Origin of the sequence: Riemerella anatipestifer ATCC 11845 = DSM 15868 (genome assembly GCF_000252855.1) — a bacterium.
Lineage (GTDB): Bacteria > Bacteroidota > Bacteroidia > Flavobacteriales > Weeksellaceae > Riemerella > Riemerella anatipestifera.
In genome coordinates this window covers 1,508,305-1,528,700 of the sequence record NC_017045.1, presented here as the reverse complement: position 1 = coordinate 1,528,700, position 20,396 = coordinate 1,508,305, and the positions used below count along the sequence as shown (strand labels likewise).

The window sequence follows — 20,396 nt, the reverse complement described above, 5'->3', positions numbered from 1 at the left end:
AAAAAACAACAAACCATTCCTCCTTAGCTCAGTTGGTTAGAGCATCTGACTGTTAATCAGAGGGTCGCTGGTTCGAGCCCAGCAGGAGGAGCAAAAAGACTTACAGAAATGTAGGTCTTTTTTGTTTTATAACTCTATATCTGCAAGTTATCTCATAACTTAATATTTTTCTCATAGTCTTTAAGTCATTATTTTATCCTAGTTTTTAAGATAAAAAGGCACAAAAAAAGGCATACCCTAATTTTCTAAAAGGCATACCCTCTAAAATCTTATAACAACATGAATAATAATAAATTGAACATACTATTTGTATTGGATAAAGTTAATACAAATTCAAAAGGCATAGCACCTTTAAGGTGCAGGGTGACATATCTACAAGAGAGAAAAGTATTCTCTATAGGATTATTCATCAACCCTAATAATTGGGATAGTAAGAAACAGCTTGCAAAACCACCCAATGAAGAAAACAACTTTATCAATACACAATTAAGCCTGATTAAGAATGACATTAATCAGGCTTTTTTATTCCTTCAAGTTAAGGAAGAAAAATTTGATGTAAATGACATCTATACACAATATAAAGGAGAAACTTTAGCTAGAGAATATGGTGTACTAGAATATTATGATATATATCTTGAGAAACTGAAAAAACTTATAGATATAGAGATTAAAAAGCAGACTTGGGATAAATTCAGCTATATCAGAGATGATGTAAAAGAGTTCATAAAATTTCATTACAAAAAATCTGATATTAAACTAAAAGATTTAGATTTTAACTTTATTACAGAGTTTGAATATTACTCTAAGACTGAATTAAAGCATCAGCAGGTTACTATTAACAAGTCTTTACAGAGATTTAAAAAAGTAGTTAAACAGGCTGTTATTCAGAAATATTTAGAATCTAACCCTTTTGAAGAACATAAACCTAAAAAAGTATATCCTAAGATTGTATTTCTTACTCAAGAAGAACTTTACAAGTTAGAACATCATATATTCCAATCCGAAATACTAAATCAAGTAAAGGATTGCTACCTATTTTGCTGTTATACAGGGCTAGCATACAAGGAGATGTTTGACCTCAAGAAAGAAGATTTAATCACTAAACCTGATGGAGTTACATGGATTTATAAGAAAAGAGATAAGACAGGGAGAAATTTCTCTGTTCCTCTGATACTTCCAAAAGCACTTAAAGTGATAGAAAAATATTCTTCTGAAAGTGAATACCTTTTACCTAGAGTGAGTAATCAGTATTTCAACAGGCTACTAAAGGAAATAGCTTTTGTATTAAAAATTCCTAAAAATCTTACTCATCATACAGGCAGGAAAACATTTGCTTCCACAGTATTATTGAACAATGACATTCCTATAGAAGTTATATCTAAACTTTTAGGTCATTCTAAAATAACTACTACACAAGAATATTATGCGGAGCTAATGCCCAATAAATTAAGTGAACAGCTAAATAAATTAAAAGATAAGCTGAAATAATTTCTATATTTAACTGTGCTGTATTAAATTTACAGCATAGTTATTTTTTTATGCAATTAGAAATTACCAACTCTGCTTTCCAAGATTACCCTATAGAATTTAAGAAAATCAATCCAGAAGATTTTCAATATATTTTCAACCCTGATGGAACTAGAGAAGAAAGAAATTGTTTTGAAATTGAAAATAATGGAGAGAAAATCATTATTTCTCCTAATGAAGATGGTTATATCAATGAAGAATTACAAAGCCACATTGAACTAGAACATAAAAATACTGTGGTTATCAATGCAGCAGTAGGACAAGGCAAATCTTACTCAATTATACAAATCATAAAAAGGTATTATGATGCTATGCAAAATGGAGGGCAACAATACCTCATTTTTGTAGCTAGTCCATTTGTGAGTTTAGTAAAGCAATACTATGATGATATTGTAAAAGCAGGAATACCTGAAAGCCAAATTTACAATTATGACAATCTTGGGAGAGATACTGAAACAAACTATCTTGACAGAGCTATACAAGTTATTACTGTAAATACCCTTTTAGGAAATCCTGGGGAAGATGGTTTTAAAAACTCTGACATCAAGAGAGAATATCTAAATCACCTAACTACATACTGCGAGGAAAACAATATTAAAGCAGTTTTTATTTATGATGAGTTGCATGATTCTTTTCAGAACTTCAAACAAAAATACATATTTAATCTATGGAAATGGAGGAATGTAATACACAAAAATTTTGTACTAAGTGCCACCTATAATGAGGCTTCTAAAGTAGTTATAGAATATCTAGCTGAACTCACAGATTTTAAAATTCAAATTATAGAATCTGAAAGAGTAAGATTTCCTCAAAAGCAAAGCTCTCTGTATTTACATTATTCTCCTGACCATATTTTTACTTCTAGTACATTAGAAATCAAAGAACTAATCACAAAACTAATCACTAGAGGAAAGAAAATAGACATCTTATGTTATTCTAAAACTTTAGCAAAAAGTCTACTTAATTCTAGAGATAAAATAGGAAAACTACTTGTAGAAACCTATGGAGAAATAAAAGATTGTACTTCTGAACTCATCACTAACCAAAGACCTGAAAATGAAGAGCCAAAAAACCAGTTTGATAATACAAAATGTAATGTAGGCACTAACTTTAAGACAGGAGTAAGTATTAGGAAAGCAAACCATGCATTTATCATTATTCTTCCACCTAGAAGTACAAGAATGTGGTTCAGAAATAAATATGGTATTTTTTCAGGAGGCATCAACTCTGTTATTCAAGCTTTAGCTAGACAAAGAAACAAAGGAGAAATCCATATTATCTTACCAAGACCAGATAAATTTGACTTTTCTACCCTAAAGCATACAGAGATGAACTCTCTACAAAAAGAGGAGTTTGAGAATTATTACAACCTAATAACCTATCATAAAGACCCTAAAAAACTAGTAAAGTATATCAAACTAAACAGGCAAAATTTTTTCCTAAGAGAATTTTATGAAAATAAATTAAGAGGAAATGTTAAGAATGAAATTGAAGCTATTGAGAATAATTTATCTAGGTTCAATCTAGCTAAATTAAGCTACCCTACTTATGATGAGTTTAAACTTGAAAATGGAGAAGAGTTTTTAGCCAATGAATACCCTATATTTGGAGAAGATATAAGTGCATATCTAACTTTTGCAGCATTAACCAATCAATTCATTAATTGTAAGCTGGTGGGAATTAATTATAAGAGAACATTGTCTTTTAAAGAAGGAGAGCTACAGGAAAATTTAACTCAATGCTTCAATAGATATTTTGGAGAAGATTACTACATTAGTAGAACTACAATATGTAATTTTAATAGGTTTTATACAGATTTTAGAAATAGTTTATTTCGATTATTTGAAATGAAATATCAAAAAGGTACTCAATCAGCACAATGGAGTAAAATAACACCATATAATAACAAAATTTTTGAAAATCAGCTTCTAAGATTTTGTGCCATACAATATTTTCAAAATAACTATTATTATCCTGATGATATTGAAAATAAAAATCATGATATTGAATATACTCGGAGCAACTATTTTTTAGATTGTATTGCTGTAGCTAGAACTATTAATCTAGAGCAAATAGACTATTCTGATGAATACAAAAACAAAATAAAGGCATATCAGAATTTAGATTATTTTAGAACTAAAGTTATAAACTATATTGGCACCACTACAAGAGGAAGAAGATTTAGTTATTTACCTATAAAACCACTATCAGGTTTTTTAAATACAGATGAAACTTCAAAGGCTTTAGAAACAATTGATTTATTGATAGAAAATGATGATTTTATAGGAAATAACATTTTCAATTTTAAAAGAAATTTTGAAGACAAAACAACGGAACAAAAGATAGAGTCATTTTACAGTATTTTAGTAGAAGATTTTGTAAACAAGATAACTTTTGAAAGGTATAAAAAGGTAGGAAATAGAAGAGTACATTATATTAATTCAATAAAATTATTACCTTTCAATCCAAATAAAATAATTGATGTAGTAACTCCCGCAGATTTTGATAAGAATTATATGGAGTATATAAAAGAATACGAATGTAAGGTATTTGCTTCAGAGATTGCAAAATTCAGCTCTTATGAAGAATTTAAAAAGCATGAAAATGAGAAAATTACTCAACTTCTTTCCTCAATAGATGAAATATGAGATAAAAAAAGACACTTTTTGTTTTTCTATATATAGTATATACAGAAAGTGTCCTTTTTCTAATACTCAACAGTCCAAATCACAGTCATTCTTTCTCTGATAATATCTATACTTTGCTATCCCTAGTTCTAAAAAAAAGAGATTTGCAAATATTTAAATGTAAAATCTAAACGGAATTTTTGAAAAGCAAGTATTTTACAAATTCATAGGGGTTCTTTAGAAATCTCCCCATCCTAAAAAATCTAAGATTTAACAACGCACGAATTCAGAGGAGGACAACTCTGTTGTAAGTTTTTGTTCCAAAATTTTGGTACACAAAGTTACAAAAAATAAATGATAATTTCCAGTGTTTTAGTCTTATTTATAGTACTTTAAGGCTAATAGCTAAATTGTATTTATCTCAAAAAATATTTTTTAACCTAATAAATTTCAAAATTATGCAACTAAGACCAAGTGAAAGAAAAAGAGCCAAGATAAAAATGGCTTTACAAGGAAGTGCAGGAAGTGGTAAAACTTACTCAAGTTTGTTACTAGCACAAGGACTAACCAATGGAGACTTTTCTAAAGTAGCCATTATTGATACAGAAAATGGAAGTGCTGACTTATATGCTCATTTAGGCAACTACAATGTACTTTCTATGCAGCCTCCATTTAGTCCTCAAAAGTATGTACAAGCTATTGAAGTTTGCGAGAAAGCAGGAATGGAGGTAATTATTTTAGATAGTATTTCTCATTGTTGGGATTATCTGTTAGATTATCACAGTTCCTTAGCTGGAAATAGCTTTACCAATTGGGCTAAAATTAAGCCTTTGGAGAAACTATTTATTGATAAAATACTTCAATCTAATGCTCATGTAATTGCTACTATGAGGACTAAACAGGACTATGTACTCAATCAAAAAGATGGAAAGTTTATCCCTGAAAAAGTAGGTTTAAAGGCTGTTCAAAGAGATGGATTAGACTTTGAGTTCACTCTAGTTTTTGATGTGGATATTAAGCACTTTGCTGTAGCTAGTAAGGACAGAACTGAAATTTTTATGGATAAACCTGAGTTTATCATCACTTCTGAAACAGGTAAGAAAATTCTAGATTGGTGTAATTCTGGAAAGCTAGAAGTTCCATCTAGCTCTAAAGAATTATCTGAGCAAGAAGTGTATCAAGAAATTCAAATGTGTAACTCCTTATCAGAGTTATTGGCTCTGTATCAGAAGTACCCACACTATCAGAAAAATTTAAAACCTGATTTTGAAGCTAAGAAATCCCTTTTAATACAATTAACCAACCCTCAAAATTTTAGTCAAAATGGACACGCAAAACATCATTAAACCTGCTACTTTAGAAGAAGCCTTTGAAATTCCAAATTCTACTACCATAATAGGGAAAGATACTAGTACAATGGAATTAAGGAATGTAGCTAAGAAATCTATTAGAGATGTATTTCTAGATAATTCTGATGGTATAGAAGATGCAGAAGTCTATTACCCAAGTAAAATGAATGAAGAACCTAAGTCTGAACCTAAAAATAAAGTTCAGACTTTTTTAATGGCTAATTCTGTAGTTACTTCTGCTGTAGAAGAACCAAAAGATAATAAGCCTAGTCCTTTCATTGTAGCTAATACTACAGAAGTACCTCTACTTCATCTAAAACAAGATTGTATTGTGCCTGTATTTAGTAAAGACAATGAGAGAACTATTGCCCATCAAGAGTTTATAGAAGTGATACTCAATGCTACTCAAAAGGTATTTCCTCATCATAGCATGACTATTCCTGAAATTAGGGTATCTCATCAAATTAAAGGGAGAGTGCCTGAGGCTATTCATAAAAATGTGAAAGATTTATTAGACCATGAGAAAACCATTTATTATGAAAGAATGGCTTTTATAGTAAAAATCCCTAGCATTACAGAAGTAGTAAATGGAAATAAGCTATCTCTTTGTATAGGTGGAGTGAGGGCATATAATCAAGAGAACTTGTATAGTAAAAAAACACTTGAGAAGTTTAAGTTTTTCATTGGGTTTCAAAATCAAGTCTGTATGAATTTGTGTGTTTGGAGTGATGGTTTTGTGGAAGATATGAGAGTTTCTAATGCATTAGAACTACAATCTAAAACTCTAGAAGTAATGCAAAACTACAATGCAGATTTACACCTTATGGAAATGAAAGAGCTTTCTCAAGATTTTCTTACAGAACATCAGTTTGCACAACTCATAGGTAAATCTAGACTATACCAACATCTTCCTAAATCTGAGAAGTCTAAAATCCCTGTACTTAATTTTAATGACAGCCATATTAACACTCTAGCTAGAGATTATTATGAGGATAAGAACTTCTGTAGGCAAGAAGATGGCAGGATAAACCTATGGAGTGTTTATAACCTCTTTACTCAGGCTAATAAGTCTTCTTATATAGATACTTTCCTAGACAGGAATTTGAATGCTTTTGAGTTTTCTAAAGGCATTCAAAAAACTCTCAATGGTAATTCTGATTATCATTGGTTTTTGAGTTAAAAGAATCCTAGCCTTTTAATTTAAGGCTAGGATTTATTTTTGAAGAAAAATCTAGCATTAGATGGTAGAGGATAATTTTTTTACTGTCAGATATTTTATGCTCTGAAATATATGACTGTGGAAAATCTTCTATAAAAATATGAGGTTTTAAATCTGAAAAAAATTCACATTGTTTTGTGATATCTGCAGGTTTTATAAAAAAACCAAGCATTCCATTAGCTTCATTATGTGTGGGATAAACTCCATCAATATACCTTTTAATCCCATTGTTTATATATTTGGAATATAGGTTTGAATCAGCAGTGGATGGTTTAGAACTATCTAATACCTTGCATTCAATGTAGTAATATGGCTTTTCTTTTCCAGATAACTTTTCAATCATGTTGAAAATCCTAATGTCTGCTCTTCCTTTTAAAGTAGAAATTTCTTTATCAAATTGAAATTCTTTTACCCCTAATTCTTCTCTTATTTTATGGCTTTCAAGATAATTATCAGAAATAAAAACGTCCCTAATGTCATTTTCCTTGTGTGATATAATGCTAACTTCAGAAATAATTTTTTTGTAGCATAGGTACAATGAGTTTAAGAGATACTTCAAGTCCCTTTTATTATATTCTGTAGTAAAAAGAAATTTTGAAATCCCTTGCATAATTATACCTCATTATTTTTATGCAGTTCATTAATAAACTCAGATAAATCTAAATGAGCTAATGCAGAGTGCCAAGATTTATATTGATTAGGTTTTGCTATATAGAAATAATCTTCTTCAAATCCTTTAATATCTTTTTGTAAGAATAAACTATCACTAAGATTTTCAAATCCTAATTTTGTCAGATTAATAATTAATTCCTTATCATCAAGTTTAGACCATTTAATTAAATCTTTTTCTTTAGATGGTTCTGATACTATTTTAAATTTTGTCATTATCAAATAATCAGACCACAGAACTTCTACTTCAAAATAATGACCATCACTATTAAACCTTTTCCCAAAATGTTCAATAAAGATTCCACAGTATTTTTTTAGTATATCAGCTTTATATTTTATTTTAGAGATTACTTTATTCTTCTCAATACCTTTGCCTTTTAAAAGTGGAATTGTAACAGTATTGGTGTAATCTATCAAATCTTTTTCTTGATTTGATGGTTCAAATAAATTAATTACTTCTGCATTAAGATTTTCAATAGAGTCTTCTAATTGGTTTTTTAGAAAATCATCTATCATATCAACAGTATAATACTCTTTTGAAAGCTTCTCTACAGAATGAAATTTATCTATTAATTCTTCACTTTTATTAAATGGCACACTCCACTTCTCTTCATCATGAGTTTGCTCCCTTTCTATACCTGCTGAAGAGCCTGTTGCAATAATATAATAACTAAAAAAAGATGAGTTTATAATACTTGAAATAGACTTCAATACATCAACATCATTGGTTTGATAAGCCCTAATACCTGTCAATGAACTTTTGAAAACAGCTTTTTCATAGTTAACAGCAGAAATTGCTCTAAATTTGTTGTTAATCCCTTCTGTGATAAGTAATATATTCTTATCAAATAATAAAGGATTTCTATTTCTATGCACTATGGGATTAGTCCATATGTCAGAATATTTTATGTAATATTGTCTAACATCTTTTTTACTACTGTTAATATATTTATAACCTAAAAATTCACTAAAGTCATTTTCATCTCCACCACCTTCCATAACTCCTTGTCCAAAGACAAATTTTGATTTATCAGATATTACTTTCCCTATTGTTGAATAGTTATCTTTCAGTCTTTTTATAAAATAGTAGTCTAAAATGTTTCCATAAACCAATACTTTCCACATCCAATCCTCATCAATAAAAAACTTTTGAGCAATATCCTTAATGTCATATTTTTCAATTACCATTAATTTAAAAGCTTCAAAAAATATGTTAGGTTTAAGAGAAATGTGTTTAACAATATTTTCTCTTAATTTTTCGATGTCATTTTCTTTTTTATAGAATAATATTGTTGCAGGTGCTACAGCACTATCATTAGAGTTATTGAAAATTTGATGTCTTACTGATGAAAGTTCAACAACCTGTCTAACAAGAAAATGGTTTAAAAAATATTTTCTAAACACCCCTTTCTTTTCTTTTTTTCTACTAATTTTATAAAGTACCTTACTAGTTATAATTAACCCTGACTCATAAAAATTAAAATCAGAAACCCTTACTAGAAACGCCTCAGCAATTTCTCTGTTTTCTATTTCTAAACTTGAGTTTTCTTGTTTTTTTCTATTTTCAATATACTTTTCAAATAATTGTTTTTCTTTAGGATGTCCCTTGGTTTTCCAAGGTGGATTCCCTAGAATAAATTGAAAATGATGTTTTTTTAATTCTGTATTATAAGTATTATTTGTATCAAAAAAATCAGCAACAAAAAAATTTGTGTTTTCTAAAAGTGGAAATTTAAAACCAACAATGCTTTTAGGCTTTAGACTGTCTAATAAAGTTATATAAAGAGAAAAAATAGCAACAGAAATAGCATTTTCATCTTTATCAATACCAAATATGTTATTTTGTAATAATGATTTTAGCTTATCCTTATATTGATTATATTCTACCTCATTATCAACATTTACAGGATGCTGTTTGGTGTATTGAGAGATAATTTGTCTTAATGTTTCTACTAAAAAGATACCTGAACCACAAGCTGGGTCTAGAACCTTACAATTATATTCATTAGGATTGTCTAAAAAGTATTTTGAAACAGTTTCTTTTTGTATATAATCAACTAAAAATAGTGGGGTATAATAGGCTCCACTATCTGCCTGTTTATCAACTCCAATGAATTTTTCATACACATTACTTACAAATTCAATAGGGATGATTGAGAAATCATAAATTTCAAATAATGAAAGTTCAATATTGCTATCTGAATGTATTTTGTCCCCTTTTAAAAGACTTGAGATAATTGAAAGATGCCCAGCATTAACTTTCTCATTTTCATTTATTTCTATATCATTTATTTTATATTTAAGGGGAAATAAATTTCCATTGAAATCATCTTTTACCTGCTGGAAGAACTGATAAGTTTCTTTATGATTAGAAAGAATTTGATAAAAATCCTCTTTTTCTTTTATATGATATTTATTTAGCTCAACATTTCTATCAATCAAATATCTAATGAATATAACTCTACCTAGCAATGAGTTTGCAACCTTAGGATGTAAATTACCAAATTTGGGGTTTATAAGAACACTTCTTGCTTCTTCAATGTTTTTAAGTAAATAAAAATCTACTCTATTTTTTTTTTCAAATTTTTTCTGGTGCTTCTCCCAACTATTACCTGTTATTAGCTCAAAATACTCAAAATCTTTGAGGTTTTTACTTGAGGTTAAAATGTCTAGTCTTTTTGTAGATTTTAAAAATTTAAACCCATTTTTTATTAACCATTGATTATCATCATGGATAAATATTACAGGGGATTGATTAAGATTCCAAATCTGCCTTTCTAATTTTTCTAAATCTCTTTTTTTTTCAAAAAATAAAATTAGGGGCTCATTATTGATACAAAAAAAAGCATCAGGTTTAATTTCTTCAGAGAAAATCTCTTTAATCCTAATAGATAGAAAACTAGTTTTTTCATTATCTAAATCACCATAAAAAAACAATCCATCCTTATCTGATAGATTTAATTTTTCTAATAATGATTTTAACTGCATAATAAAAATTTCTTAACTGGCAAAGTTAATGTTATACTTTTGCAAATCCAATTTTATAACATTTTTTTTGCAAATTTTTCTCCACCTCAATATTATGCGTGTTTGGTTGTCCCTGCAAAACACCCCCCACCCTTATTTAAGAAATCCAAATACCCCACCCTTAAAATGTTAATAGAACTTTTATTCTCAGGGAGATAAAATAATGGAACAAACTAGGTCTAATCATACTTCAATGTTATGCCTATAGTAGCTATATAGAATGCATAGGGTATTATAAATGTTTAGCTACTTCTCTAAAAGATTAGTATCTAGCTTTAATTATTAGTTTACAAAACATCAAAACTAATATTCTATTCCTAGAATATCTACCTATCTAATATTTTTTATCTCTCACCTCTCCAAACCCCTCTCACTTATTCTTGCACATCACTCAATGTGTAGAGTAAGTTGTAGTAATGCTTTTTTGTATTTCTCTAGGTGATAGCAGTAGAAATAAATTATTCTTACTTACAACTTATACAATCAAAAAAGTTTAACTCAAAAATCAAAAACAATGGTAAGAATTATCAATTACAAACAAAGAGTAGCAGAAGATGGAAGAGAATTTTTTGCACTAGAAATTTCAGGTGGTATAGAAATGGTACAATCCCAAACTACAGGACAGTATTATGCTACTGCAAAAAAAGCCTACATCACTTCAACCTTTGATGAAGAAACTTGTAAGGCTTTAATAGGGACTGAAATGGCAGGTTCTGTAGAAAGACAATCTTGTGAACCTTATGAGTATACTAATAGAGAAACAGGAGAGGTAACAATACTAGAACATAGATATGTATATGTTCCAGAAAAGTCTTCTAATCCTGCTATAGAAAAGAGCTTTGAAACAAATTCAAATTCTTTTTCTAGAAATGGTAAATATGAACTAGAACAAGCATTTTAGATTTTACAATAGTAATGAGTTTTAACTTTCCCTACTTCTAAGTAAGTACCTATAAGTTAGAACTCATTATTTTTTTTCTATTAACCACCAATCTATTCCCTATTATGGTAGTAATTTTAGAGATTTTAGTAAAAAAATAAAATCTTAATGTGTGTGTATGTGTAGTATGTACTTAAAAAAAGGGAATTTGAGCTAAAAATAATATTCCTAGATATAATATTATAGCCAAATTGTAGCAGTAACAGTAGTATATCAGATACTAGTTTTCTATATCTACTAAATCACTTATTTTAATTTCTAGGGCTTCTGCAATTCTATAGAGTGTATAGATAGTAGGATTAGTTCTACCAGATTCTATCCTAGAAATATTGGTAGGGTCTATTTCTCCCTGCATTTTGCCTACAAGTTCTACCTGAGAAATTCCTTTAGATTCTCTCATCTCCTTAACTTTTTTTCCTATTTTTTTAAGAATTTCAGTTTTTTCCAACTTGACTTATTTGACAAGTCAAAATTACTCCTTACATTTGCCTAACTAAATGCCATATATGACAATTATTTAAACTTGGGAGTCTATGAAAGCTTATATTACCATATCTACATTTAAATTACTGATAAATACTGTTGAAAAGAGAGAATATATAGACAAAATAAAAAAAGAAGTTTTTATAGAACACATATACAATAACGAATTACTGTACTATATTTTCAATAGATTTCAACTAAATAAACTGCATAATGCAAAACTTCTACTAATTAATAGTGATAACGAAATATACTTAAGAGACACTTTTAAATTCACCCCTTTACCTTTTCTTCCAGACCCCAAAGACAAGGTTTTTTATAGAGGAAAAAATGGGGGAGTATATCACCTTTTTAATGATTGTGAAAATCTTAAAAATAATTATGTAGACTTTCATATTCCTCAGGAAATAAAAGATTTGGAGAAATTGTATCCTGAAACTAATGCTGTAGACTTTTTTAGAAATTGGTTTGAGAGACTTGTTTATGAGCAAATACAAGAGAGGAGAAGAACTAACGAAGAGTTTTCAAAAAAATGCATTGAAAAGGATATTGATAAGATAAAATCTCTAGGCAAAATTATAGATTTACTAGAATTCAAGGTAAACAGAGAGATGTTGGTTCTCAGATATAATACCTTTATAGTTAGAAAATTTAAAAACTATAAAGATGAAAATGGAGAAAGTATTTTAAAAGAACTTAATTCAGAATATAAGCTCGTAGAAGAGAAATTTACAAACACAGGAAATATTGGTATGGATGTAGGGTTTGATATGGAGAAAGAAACAAAAAAAATTATACAAGACTTAAGTAATCTTTGTTTACCCCAACATTATGGAGAGCAACTTTATAAGTTAGCAAGACTTTCATTTTGTTATAACAAGGAGAAGGAGGAAATTTATGAAATAATACACAATCTTAAAAATGCAGAAAACTATGAAAGGATGATTAAAAATTTTGGAGGATTAGAGAAAGTTAAAAATTTTTGGAAGAAACATTATGATTTATCTCAAAAAGCGTATAGTATAGTAATTAAATATCTCCTAAGTATATACGATTTACATACTCTCGGATTTTGTAGTAAACAATTAGAAGAGTATAATGTTCACCCTTGTAAAACATGTTTAGAAAGAAATCAAAATACTCCGCAAACATGAAGTTAGCTACTGGCTAAAAGCTTAAAAAACAGGTAACCCTATCCAAAAGTGATGACAAAAGAAAAAACAATTCTACTACAAATACAAAGAAGATATATAGTAAATGAAAAGGGAGCTTTACAACTTTCAGAATATGCAGAATATACCAAAGATAAAAAAGTAGTTTGCTATGTAAGTTATGATAGTGATAGTGAAAGCATTAGTGAAATAATGTTAGGGAATTATTTTAAAAAGAATGAAGATGTAATTCATTACAAAAGTGGAAATTATAATCATACTCATACATGCAGATATAATAATGATGGAAGTCTAAAAGAAGAAATATTTACTGATTATGATAAAGAAAGAACAGTTACTAAATATTATTACAACTCTAAAAATCAACTTATAAGAGTATATAAAGTAAATGCTAATAAAGAGTGTATTTCAGATACAACATACAAGTATGATGAAAATGATAACTGTATTTTCCAAGAAATCACAGATATTTTAGGTAATAAGAAAATTTCAAGCTCCTATAATAATTCAAATCAAAAGATAAAAGAAATTGTCACTACAGATAATGGTGAAGATACAGAAGATAGATTTTACACAACTGTAACAGAATTTTTCTATTCCAATGGAACTTTAGTAAAATCTATATTGAAATCTTCTCATTTCAATATTTATAAAGGTTACAATGAGAAAGGTCACGAAATTTATTATAACATATTCTATACCTACAGACCTTCAGATAATATCATTCAAACTTGTGAATATATTTATGATGAGAGAGGCAACATTGTAGATGAAAAAATTTGGAAGAACAATATTTTAAATAGGAGGCTTACTCGAGCTTTTAATACAAATAATGATATTGTTGAAATAGTTTTCCATGATGAAAAAGAAATAACTCACATTGAAAAATGGGAATATATTTATGAAGAGGAGGAAAAAACAAGTAAATAGAACTTGAATATATGTAATAAGCGAGTATAATTTTAATAAATAAAAAAATGAAAATACTTTTAATTTTATCTTTTATTCTATTCCAATTACCACTAGCATTCTATGGTGACACTATGAGGAGGCTAAACAGAATGAAATATTACAACGCATTGAAAGCAGATAATTATATTTTTGAGAATGGAGATATTAGTGAAAATAAATATATGAGTTTAAACCTCTTAAGCTCTTGGATATTATCCTTGTTCCCTTTAATTGGTGGATTGAACATACATTGGTTACTTGCTATTGTAATAGCTGTGATTTCCTCACAGCTTATAGTGCCATTCATTGCATTCTCTTTGTATCCATTTAATACTATTTATAGCATTAGAAAATTAAAATTTATAGCAACTATTTATCCTATTTTGGGGTTTATTCTCTACTTTATTGCTAAATAATTAATTATCTTGCATTTATGATTAAAATTATCTTATCAATATTTTTAATGCTGTGTTTGTTTGATATGCCCTATGGGTATTATCAATTAGTAAGATTTATTGCTCTAATATGTTTTTCTATGTTAGCTTATCAATATAAAAACAACCATACCTTGCTTGTTATTTTTATTAGTTTAGCTTTACTATTTCAACCATTTATAAAAATTGCATTAGGAAGAACTCTATGGAACATCATAGATGTTGTGGTGGCTATTTTTTTATTGATACTCTTAAAAGTGGAGCATAAAGATGAAAAATAAATTCTACAAAGGCAATATAGAAAATAATATAACCACTCAAATTAGAGTGGTTTTTTTATATCAAAATCTATGGAAAATTTTAATTTACCTTTTGTATTAAGACAAGATTATGAAACTTGGGAATTTGAACTAGAAGTTTTAGATATAGAAAGAGTACCTAACTATGATAGCTATCTATATATAGGAGAAGCAAAGGAGTTTCTCAATCAAAAGCCTAATAGAACTGAATTAATATTCTACTGGGATAGGCTAGAAGCTGTCATCTTAACTTTCTTTCATATTGGAATAGATGCTATTGAAGAGATTAAAAACACTCTAAAGTGCAAGTATTCCCTTGCTACCTATGAGGTGCATCTCAATTATGATTTATATGAATATTATGCAGGAGAAATACAACTATTTCTAGTTTTAAAGAAACCTAATAGCTTACTTATAATCTATGGCAACTCATCTTCTTTAGAAGAAATAAAATCTAATGCTCTAGAAGAAATTTCAGACTAAAAGGCATACTTTTAGGCATACCCTAATTCAGAAAAAAATGAAAGACATTAAATATCAAAATGTAAAAATATAAAGTTCGAGCCCAGCAGGAGGAGCAAAAAGACTTACAGAAATGTAGGTCTTTTTTGTTTTATACTGATTTTAAAGTATTTGATTGCTATTTCTGCTATTCTATTTATTTACAACATTTGATTTTTCACAACTAAAAGGCTTATGAAAGGCTAACATTTGGGTTGCAACTTTTTTTACTTGGGTTGCAACATTTATAACATCTAAAATCACAGCAATGAATACAGACATTTTAAAAATATTATTTGTAATTTCAGCTTCAAGAATAAATAAGCAAGGATTCGCTCCATTAAATTGTAGAATCACCTACAATTCAGAAAGGAAGCCTTTTGCAACAGGATTATTCATAAATCCTGATAACTGGAATTCTAAAAAACAAAAAGCATTTCCACCCAATGAAGAAAACATCTTTATCAATACACAATTAAGCCTGATTAAAAATAACATTAATCAGGCTTTTTTATTCCTTCAAGTTAAGGAAGAAAAATTTGATGTAAATGACATCTATACACAATATAAAGGAGAAACTTTAGCTATTTTTTATCCATACATACTGCATATTCCAGATATCATTTAAGACAAATCAAATATAAGTTAATAGATTGCTTTTAAAATAACTATGGTAAAATTATCCAATAGACTGTTAATTAGATTGCAAGTTTGTATTTTTGGAACTTAAAAAGTAAGCTATGAAGAAAATTTTATTAGTGTTTTTATGTGTGGGCTTTACCGCTTGCCAAAGGAGTGCAGACAATGTAGCAAATACATATAATACTCCAAAAGAAAGCAGTAAGATATTACCAAAGTTGATAAAAGTAGAAGAAAAGGGATATGATAGACTTGCCAACTGTACCCCTTATAATTACAATGAAATTACAAGCTATAAATATGATAGTGATAATAACTTAATCAGTTCCACCTCTTCTAATAATGATAGGGTAACCTACTTTAATCATTCTGAGGGCACGTTAGATAATGTTACATTCAGCCATTATCCTCTTACATCTATGAAGTTTTATTATACAGGAAATAAGGTAACCGAAGTGAGATACATTGCTCCTATTGGTTGGCATACCCAAAGCGATGTAGTAAGATACATTAGCCTTAAGTACGACTCAAACGGAAAGCTAACAGATGTTCACTTTAGAACACCAAAATTCAATAGCGAACATGTAGAACATATTTTATACAAAGGAAACGAAATAAGTAGAATATCAACACTACAGGGAGATTATAATTACGAATACGAAACAAAATACAATCCTTTTAAAAACCTTAGCGAACCAGTTAAAATTGCTTTTGCCCTAATTGACGGTGGTAATAGTTTTAGAATAGAAGATGATAATTATATAGGCTTTTGGGGAGAGTATATGTTGAAACAGACAAATACTAATAATACTTATAAAGCCAACAATTACATTTCAGAAATGTACAAAAGTAATATAAGCGATTGCTCTAACAACAGTTATATCCGTGTGAATATTGAGTATAATTAGTTAATTGTTGAATTCAATATTTTAACACTATATATCAAATCATTAGAGAAAATATATGATAATTTGTTTAAACTTTATTGAATAAAATTTAGACAACTCTTAATTAAATTTCTATATTTGCACCACTGTATTTATCAAGAACCTTAATAGAAAGGTAGCAACCTGCAACAACAAGCAAGGTGCTAAAAAGATAAGCCTTAACAAAGGAAAAAATGTTGTCTTTAAGTATTCCACATTATTTTTCTTAAAAACACAATAAGGTTCATTGATGGATACAGACTAAAAACTGTATTGGAAATGAAAAAAACCTCTGTTATCTCTGTTGTACCTCTATTGGTATTCGTGTTTACCTTTATTGGCAGTGGTATTTATTTTAACGATTTTTACGCTTTGCCTTCTCCCATTGCTGTGATGGCAGGTATTGTAGTGGCTTTCATTTTATTTAAAGAGTCTTTTAATGAAAAAATAGATACTTTCCTAAATGGTTGTGGCGACCACAAGATACTCAATATGTGTATCATCTATCTCCTTGCTGGAGCTTTTGCGGTGGTATCTAAGTCCATAGGAAGCGTAGACATTATCGTGGATTTTGGAGTGAGTCTAATTTCCTCCTCGTACATTCCTTTGGGTATTTTTATTATCGCTGCTTTTATTTCTATATCGTCTGGAACTTCCGTAGGAACTATTGTAACTCTAGGCTCTGTGGTTGTTGGATTTGCCGATAAAGGGATAGATATTAACCTATTAGGAGCAGCACTATTAGGAGGTGCTATGCTAGGTGATAACCTTTCTGTAATTTCGGACACCACTATAGCCGCTACCCAATCACTAGATTGTGAGATGAAGGACAAGCTAAGGACCAATCTTAAAATAGCTATTCCTGCAGCCATTATTACCTGCGTATTATACGTCATACTAGCAAACGTAATTTCCACGCCTACCGAACTCAATACCACAACATCTGTAGATACTCGCCAATTATTTCTCACCTTACCCTATTTATTGGTGATTATCCTTTCTCTTGCGGGTATCAATGTTTTTTTAGTGCTTCTACTGGGTATTGTATTCAGTAGTTCTTTAGGGTTTTTCATTTTGGATTTTGGAGTATTGGAAATCAGTAAAAAAGTATATGAAGGCTTTACAAGTATGCAAGAAATCTTTATACTTTCACTTTTTACAGGTGGTTTGGCCGCTTTAGTTGAGAAGGCAGGAGGAATGGAATTTCTTCTTAACAGAATAAAAAAAATTATTTCAGGAAGAAAATCTGCTTTACTAGGTGCAGGTACACTTGTAAGTCTTGTAGATATTGCAACTGCCAATAATACAATCGCTATTATTATATCAGGTAAAATTGCTAAAAATATAAGTACACACTATAAAATAGCTCCTAGATTTATGGCATCTGTACTAGATATTTTCTCCTGTGTTATACAAGGGCTACTCCCTTATGGAGCTCAGATACTTATTATCATTGGACTAAGCAATAACCGTATTGATTACTTCAACCTAGTAAGCTATACTTTTTATCCCATTTTATTGCTTTTATGCGTACTCCTTTGGATTTTTTTCTCTAAAGAAGAGAAGAAAGCACAAATATAAAAAACAAAAACAGACCACTTTTTTGATATGGTGGTCTGTTTTTTTTATTTAATTTTCTATTATTGATTTAGCCCTTGTTTTCTTCATCATTGTCAATTACTACTGGTTCATCATATTTCTTAACCTCCTCTATAGAGGAAACTGGAGTTTCAGTAAGTTCTGGATCCCACGCTCTCTTGCCAAATATCGCTTCTAAATCTTCACGGAAGATAACTTCTTTCTCAAGGAGCTTATCCGCCAATGCATCTAGTTTATCTCTATTTTCATTTAAAATATTGATAGCTCTTTGGTATTGACCTTCGATGATTTTAGAAATTTCCTCATCTATCATTTTAGCCGTCTGTTCAGAATAAGGTTTCCCAAAGCTATATTCCTGCTGTCCTGAACTATCATAATAAGAAATATTACCTACCTTATCATTTAAACCATAAATGGTAACCATCGCTTGAGCCTGTTTCGTAACTCTTTCCAAATCAGACAAAGCTCCCGTAGAGATGGTTCCAAATACTACTTGCTCCGCTGCTCTACCACCTAGAGTTGCGCACATTTCGTCTAGCATCTGCTCTGTAGTAGTAAGCTGTCTTTCCTCTGGAAGATACCAAGCTGCACCTAAAGAACGCCCTCTAGGAACAATAGTTACCTTAAGCAACGGTGCTGCGTGTTCTACTAACCAACTAATACTCGCATGACCAGCTTCGTGGAACGCTACCCTTCTCTTCTCGGAAGGCTTAATTGCTTTATTTTTCTTCTCTAATCCACCTATAATTCTGTCCACTGCATCTAAGAAATCTTGTTTCCCTACCGCTTCGTGTCCTTTTCTTGCCGCCACTAATGCCGCCTCATTACATACATTCGCAATATCTGCACCACTAAAACCAGGCGTTTGCTTTGCCAAAAACTCTACCTCTACAGTATTGTCTAGTTTTATTTTAGCTAAATGAACATTAAATATTTGTTTTCTCTCGTGTAATTCAGGTAAATCTACATAAATGGAACGGTCAAACCTTCCTGCACGCATCAAGGCTTTATCCAAAATATCCGCACGGTTGGTTGCTGCCATTACTATCACATTAGTATCTGTACCGAAACCGTCCATTTCTGTTAAAAGTTGGTTTAGTGTATTTTCTCTTTCATCATTTCCTCCCGTAAAAGCACCTCTACCTCTAGCTCTACCAATAGCATCTATCTCGTCTATAAATATGATGGCTGGTGATTTTGCTTTAGCTTGAGCAAACAAATCTCTCACTCTAGAAGCCCCAACTCCCACAAACATCTCTACAAAGTCTGAACCAGACAACGAAAAGAAAGGTACTTTAGCTTCACCAGCAACTGCTTTAGCCAATAAAGTTTTACCTGTTCCTGGAGGTCCTACAAGAAGAACTCCTTTAGGTATCTTTCCGCCCAGTTTAGTATATTTCTCTGCATTTTTAAGGAAATCCACTACTTCTTGTACTTCCTCTTTAGCTCCTTCTAATCCTGCAACGTCTTTAAATGTTACCTGCACTTTATCTTTTTCATCAAAAAGCTTAGCTCTCGATTTTCCTATGTTGAAAATCTGACCACCAGCACCACTGCCTCCAGCCATCTTTCTAAAGATAACAAAGTAGAACAAAAACATAATCCCTATCCAAAACAACGCTTGGAATAATAAGCTCTGCATTGGCGATTCAGAGTCATCAAAATCCATAGATGTTTTTATCTGTGGTTTTTCCTTCTTTACAGCATCATATCTCTGCTGAAAATATTGTAAATCTCCAAAAGCAAATTTAAAATCTGGCGACGGTTGTAGTGCCATAAGTGGATTATCCGCTTGTGAAGTACCTTTTGAGGCTGTTTTCGCAGTTTTGTTTAGAAAAACTAAGCCTTCTTTAGAGTCTCTCATTAAGACAAGGTTCTCTACTTTGCCTCCTCTCATCATATTAAAAAACTCATCTTCATTGATGGTTTTCGTATTAGATGAAGAAAACAACTTTGGCAAAAATAAAACTGCCAAAGCACCAAAAATAAGTAAGTAGAACCAGTTAAACCCTTTATTTTTATCCATACTTTTTT

17 protein-coding genes, 1 tRNA gene and 1 riboswitch are annotated in these 20,396 nt (G+C 29.9%); of the genes, 14 read left to right on the top strand and 4 right to left on the bottom strand.

Annotated features, from left to right (window positions below; translation table 11 throughout):
• The first annotated feature begins 17 nt into the window (after positions 1–17).
• The 5 genes from RA0C_RS07260 (at position 18) to RA0C_RS07240 (ending at position 6,683) form a co-directional block, all read left to right on the top strand.
• Positions 18–91: transfer RNA gene (locus tag RA0C_RS07260), tRNA-Asn, on the top strand.
• Positions 92–279: 188 nt separating this feature from the next.
• On the top strand, positions 280–1,488 hold the full coding sequence (locus RA0C_RS07255) for a site-specific integrase (RefSeq protein ID WP_004916195.1): 1,209 nt from the start codon (positions 280–282) through the stop codon (positions 1,486–1,488).
• A 50-nt stretch (positions 1,489–1,538) separates the two neighbouring features.
• Positions 1,539–4,175: a DEAD/DEAH box helicase family protein gene (locus tag RA0C_RS07250; protein ID WP_004916194.1), complete on the top strand. Its 2,637-nt coding sequence runs from the start codon at positions 1,539–1,541 to the stop codon at positions 4,173–4,175.
• Positions 4,176–4,612: 437 nt separating this feature from the next.
• Positions 4,613–5,500 (top strand): AAA family ATPase, encoded by an 888-nt coding sequence (locus RA0C_RS07245; RefSeq protein WP_004916193.1) that lies wholly within the window; start codon positions 4,613–4,615, stop codon positions 5,498–5,500.
• On the top strand, positions 5,478–6,683 hold the full coding sequence (locus RA0C_RS07240) for a DUF3871 family protein (RefSeq protein WP_004916192.1): 1,206 nt from the start codon (positions 5,478–5,480) through the stop codon (positions 6,681–6,683). Before RA0C_RS07245 ends, RA0C_RS07240 begins: the two co-directional genes overlap by 23 nt.
• 7 nt (positions 6,684–6,690) lie before the next feature.
• On the opposite strand, the gene RA0C_RS07235 is transcribed toward RA0C_RS07240, so the two are convergent.
• Together RA0C_RS07235 and RA0C_RS07230 are read right to left on the bottom strand one after the other, a co-directional pair.
• Positions 6,691–7,332 (bottom strand): hypothetical protein, encoded by a 642-nt coding sequence (locus RA0C_RS07235; protein ID WP_004916191.1) that lies wholly within the window; start codon positions 7,330–7,332, stop codon positions 6,691–6,693.
• A gap of 2 nt (positions 7,333–7,334) precedes the next feature.
• The gene (locus tag RA0C_RS07230) at positions 7,335–10,379 is read right to left on the bottom strand and encodes an N-6 DNA methylase (protein ID WP_004916190.1); all 3,045 of its coding nucleotides are present in this window, start codon (positions 10,377–10,379) and stop codon (positions 7,335–7,337) included.
• A gap of 553 nt (positions 10,380–10,932) precedes the next feature.
• On the opposite strand from RA0C_RS07230, the gene RA0C_RS07225 reads away from it, so the two are divergent.
• A complete protein-coding gene (locus tag RA0C_RS07225; protein WP_004916189.1) occupies positions 10,933–11,319 on the top strand; it encodes a hypothetical protein in 387 nt (128 codons plus the stop codon).
• 259 nt (positions 11,320–11,578) lie between these two features.
• On the opposite strand, the gene RA0C_RS07220 is transcribed toward RA0C_RS07225, so the two are convergent.
• Complete coding sequence (locus RA0C_RS07220) at positions 11,579–11,806, bottom strand: helix-turn-helix domain-containing protein (RefSeq protein WP_004916188.1); 228 nt, start codon at positions 11,804–11,806, stop codon at positions 11,579–11,581.
• An 85-nt stretch (positions 11,807–11,891) separates the two neighbouring features.
• On the opposite strand from RA0C_RS07220, the gene RA0C_RS07215 reads away from it, so the two are divergent.
• From RA0C_RS07215 to RA0C_RS07180, 8 genes are all read left to right on the top strand, one after another.
• The gene (locus RA0C_RS07215; protein ID WP_004916187.1) at positions 11,892–12,995 is read left to right on the top strand and encodes a hypothetical protein; all 1,104 of its coding nucleotides are present in this window, start codon (positions 11,892–11,894) and stop codon (positions 12,993–12,995) included.
• 51 nt (positions 12,996–13,046) lie between these two features.
• Positions 13,047–13,943 carry a hypothetical protein gene (locus RA0C_RS07210; RefSeq protein WP_004916185.1) on the top strand — a complete coding sequence of 299 codons (897 nt, stop codon included), beginning with the start codon at positions 13,047–13,049 and terminating at the stop codon, positions 13,941–13,943.
• A gap of 47 nt (positions 13,944–13,990) precedes the next feature.
• The gene (locus RA0C_RS07205) at positions 13,991–14,380 is read left to right on the top strand and encodes a hypothetical protein (RefSeq protein WP_004916184.1); all 390 of its coding nucleotides are present in this window, start codon (positions 13,991–13,993) and stop codon (positions 14,378–14,380) included.
• Positions 14,381–14,397: 17 nt separating this feature from the next.
• A complete protein-coding gene (locus RA0C_RS10575; protein WP_013447032.1) occupies positions 14,398–14,679 on the top strand; it encodes a DUF6804 family protein in 282 nt (93 codons plus the stop codon).
• Between the two features lie 69 nt (positions 14,680–14,748).
• On the top strand, positions 14,749–15,180 hold the full coding sequence (locus RA0C_RS07195; RefSeq protein ID WP_004916180.1) for a hypothetical protein: 432 nt from the start codon (positions 14,749–14,751) through the stop codon (positions 15,178–15,180).
• Positions 15,181–15,466: 286 nt separating this feature from the next.
• Positions 15,467–15,826 carry an Arm DNA-binding domain-containing protein gene (locus RA0C_RS07190; RefSeq protein WP_004916178.1) on the top strand — a complete coding sequence of 120 codons (360 nt, stop codon included), beginning with the start codon at positions 15,467–15,469 and terminating at the stop codon, positions 15,824–15,826.
• Positions 15,827–15,938: 112 nt separating this feature from the next.
• Complete coding sequence (locus RA0C_RS07185; protein ID WP_004916177.1) at positions 15,939–16,745, top strand: hypothetical protein; 807 nt, start codon at positions 15,939–15,941, stop codon at positions 16,743–16,745.
• A 126-nt stretch (positions 16,746–16,871) separates the two neighbouring features.
• Positions 16,872–16,968, top strand: a riboswitch (SAM-I-IV-variant riboswitch).
• Between the two features lie 74 nt (positions 16,969–17,042).
• Positions 17,043–18,344, top strand: coding sequence for a Na+/H+ antiporter NhaC family protein (locus RA0C_RS07180; protein WP_004916176.1), 1,302 nt, complete (start codon positions 17,043–17,045; stop codon positions 18,342–18,344).
• 67 nt (positions 18,345–18,411) lie between these two features.
• On the opposite strand, the gene ftsH is transcribed toward RA0C_RS07180, so the two are convergent.
• Positions 18,412–20,388 (bottom strand): ATP-dependent zinc metalloprotease FtsH, encoded by a 1,977-nt coding sequence (gene ftsH / locus RA0C_RS07175; RefSeq protein WP_004916174.1) that lies wholly within the window; start codon positions 20,386–20,388, stop codon positions 18,412–18,414.
• Between the last annotated feature and the right edge of the window lie 8 nt (positions 20,389–20,396).

Bases quoted from the DNA above. Each gene is read 5' to 3' on its own strand.
- RA0C_RS07210 (WP_004916185.1), top strand. From the start codon at position 13,047: ATGACAAAAGAAAAAACAATTCTACTACAAATACAAAGAAGATATATA.
- ftsH (WP_004916174.1), bottom strand. From the start codon at position 20,388: ATGGATAAAAATAAAGGGTTTAACTGGTTCTACTTACTTATTTTTGGT.
- RA0C_RS07255 (WP_004916195.1), top strand. From the start codon at position 280: ATGAATAATAATAAATTGAACATACTATTTGTATTGGATAAAGTTAAT.
- RA0C_RS07245 (WP_004916193.1), top strand. From the start codon at position 4,613: ATGCAACTAAGACCAAGTGAAAGAAAAAGAGCCAAGATAAAAATGGCT.
- RA0C_RS07180 (WP_004916176.1), top strand. From the start codon at position 17,043: ATGAAAAAAACCTCTGTTATCTCTGTTGTACCTCTATTGGTATTCGTG.
- RA0C_RS07205 (WP_004916184.1), top strand. From the start codon at position 13,991: ATGAAAATACTTTTAATTTTATCTTTTATTCTATTCCAATTACCACTA.
- RA0C_RS07225 (WP_004916189.1), top strand. From the start codon at position 10,933: ATGGTAAGAATTATCAATTACAAACAAAGAGTAGCAGAAGATGGAAGA.
- RA0C_RS07215 (WP_004916187.1), top strand. From the start codon at position 11,892: ATGAAAGCTTATATTACCATATCTACATTTAAATTACTGATAAATACT.
- RA0C_RS07185 (WP_004916177.1), top strand. From the start codon at position 15,939: ATGAAGAAAATTTTATTAGTGTTTTTATGTGTGGGCTTTACCGCTTGC.
- RA0C_RS07235 (WP_004916191.1), bottom strand. From the start codon at position 7,332: ATGCAAGGGATTTCAAAATTTCTTTTTACTACAGAATATAATAAAAGG.
- RA0C_RS07195 (WP_004916180.1), top strand. From the start codon at position 14,749: ATGGAAAATTTTAATTTACCTTTTGTATTAAGACAAGATTATGAAACT.
- RA0C_RS07240 (WP_004916192.1), top strand. From the start codon at position 5,478: ATGGACACGCAAAACATCATTAAACCTGCTACTTTAGAAGAAGCCTTT.
- RA0C_RS07230 (WP_004916190.1), bottom strand. From the start codon at position 10,379: ATGCAGTTAAAATCATTATTAGAAAAATTAAATCTATCAGATAAGGAT.
- RA0C_RS07250 (WP_004916194.1), top strand. From the start codon at position 1,539: ATGCAATTAGAAATTACCAACTCTGCTTTCCAAGATTACCCTATAGAA.
- RA0C_RS10575 (WP_013447032.1), top strand. From the start codon at position 14,398: ATGATTAAAATTATCTTATCAATATTTTTAATGCTGTGTTTGTTTGAT.
- RA0C_RS07190 (WP_004916178.1), top strand. From the start codon at position 15,467: ATGAATACAGACATTTTAAAAATATTATTTGTAATTTCAGCTTCAAGA.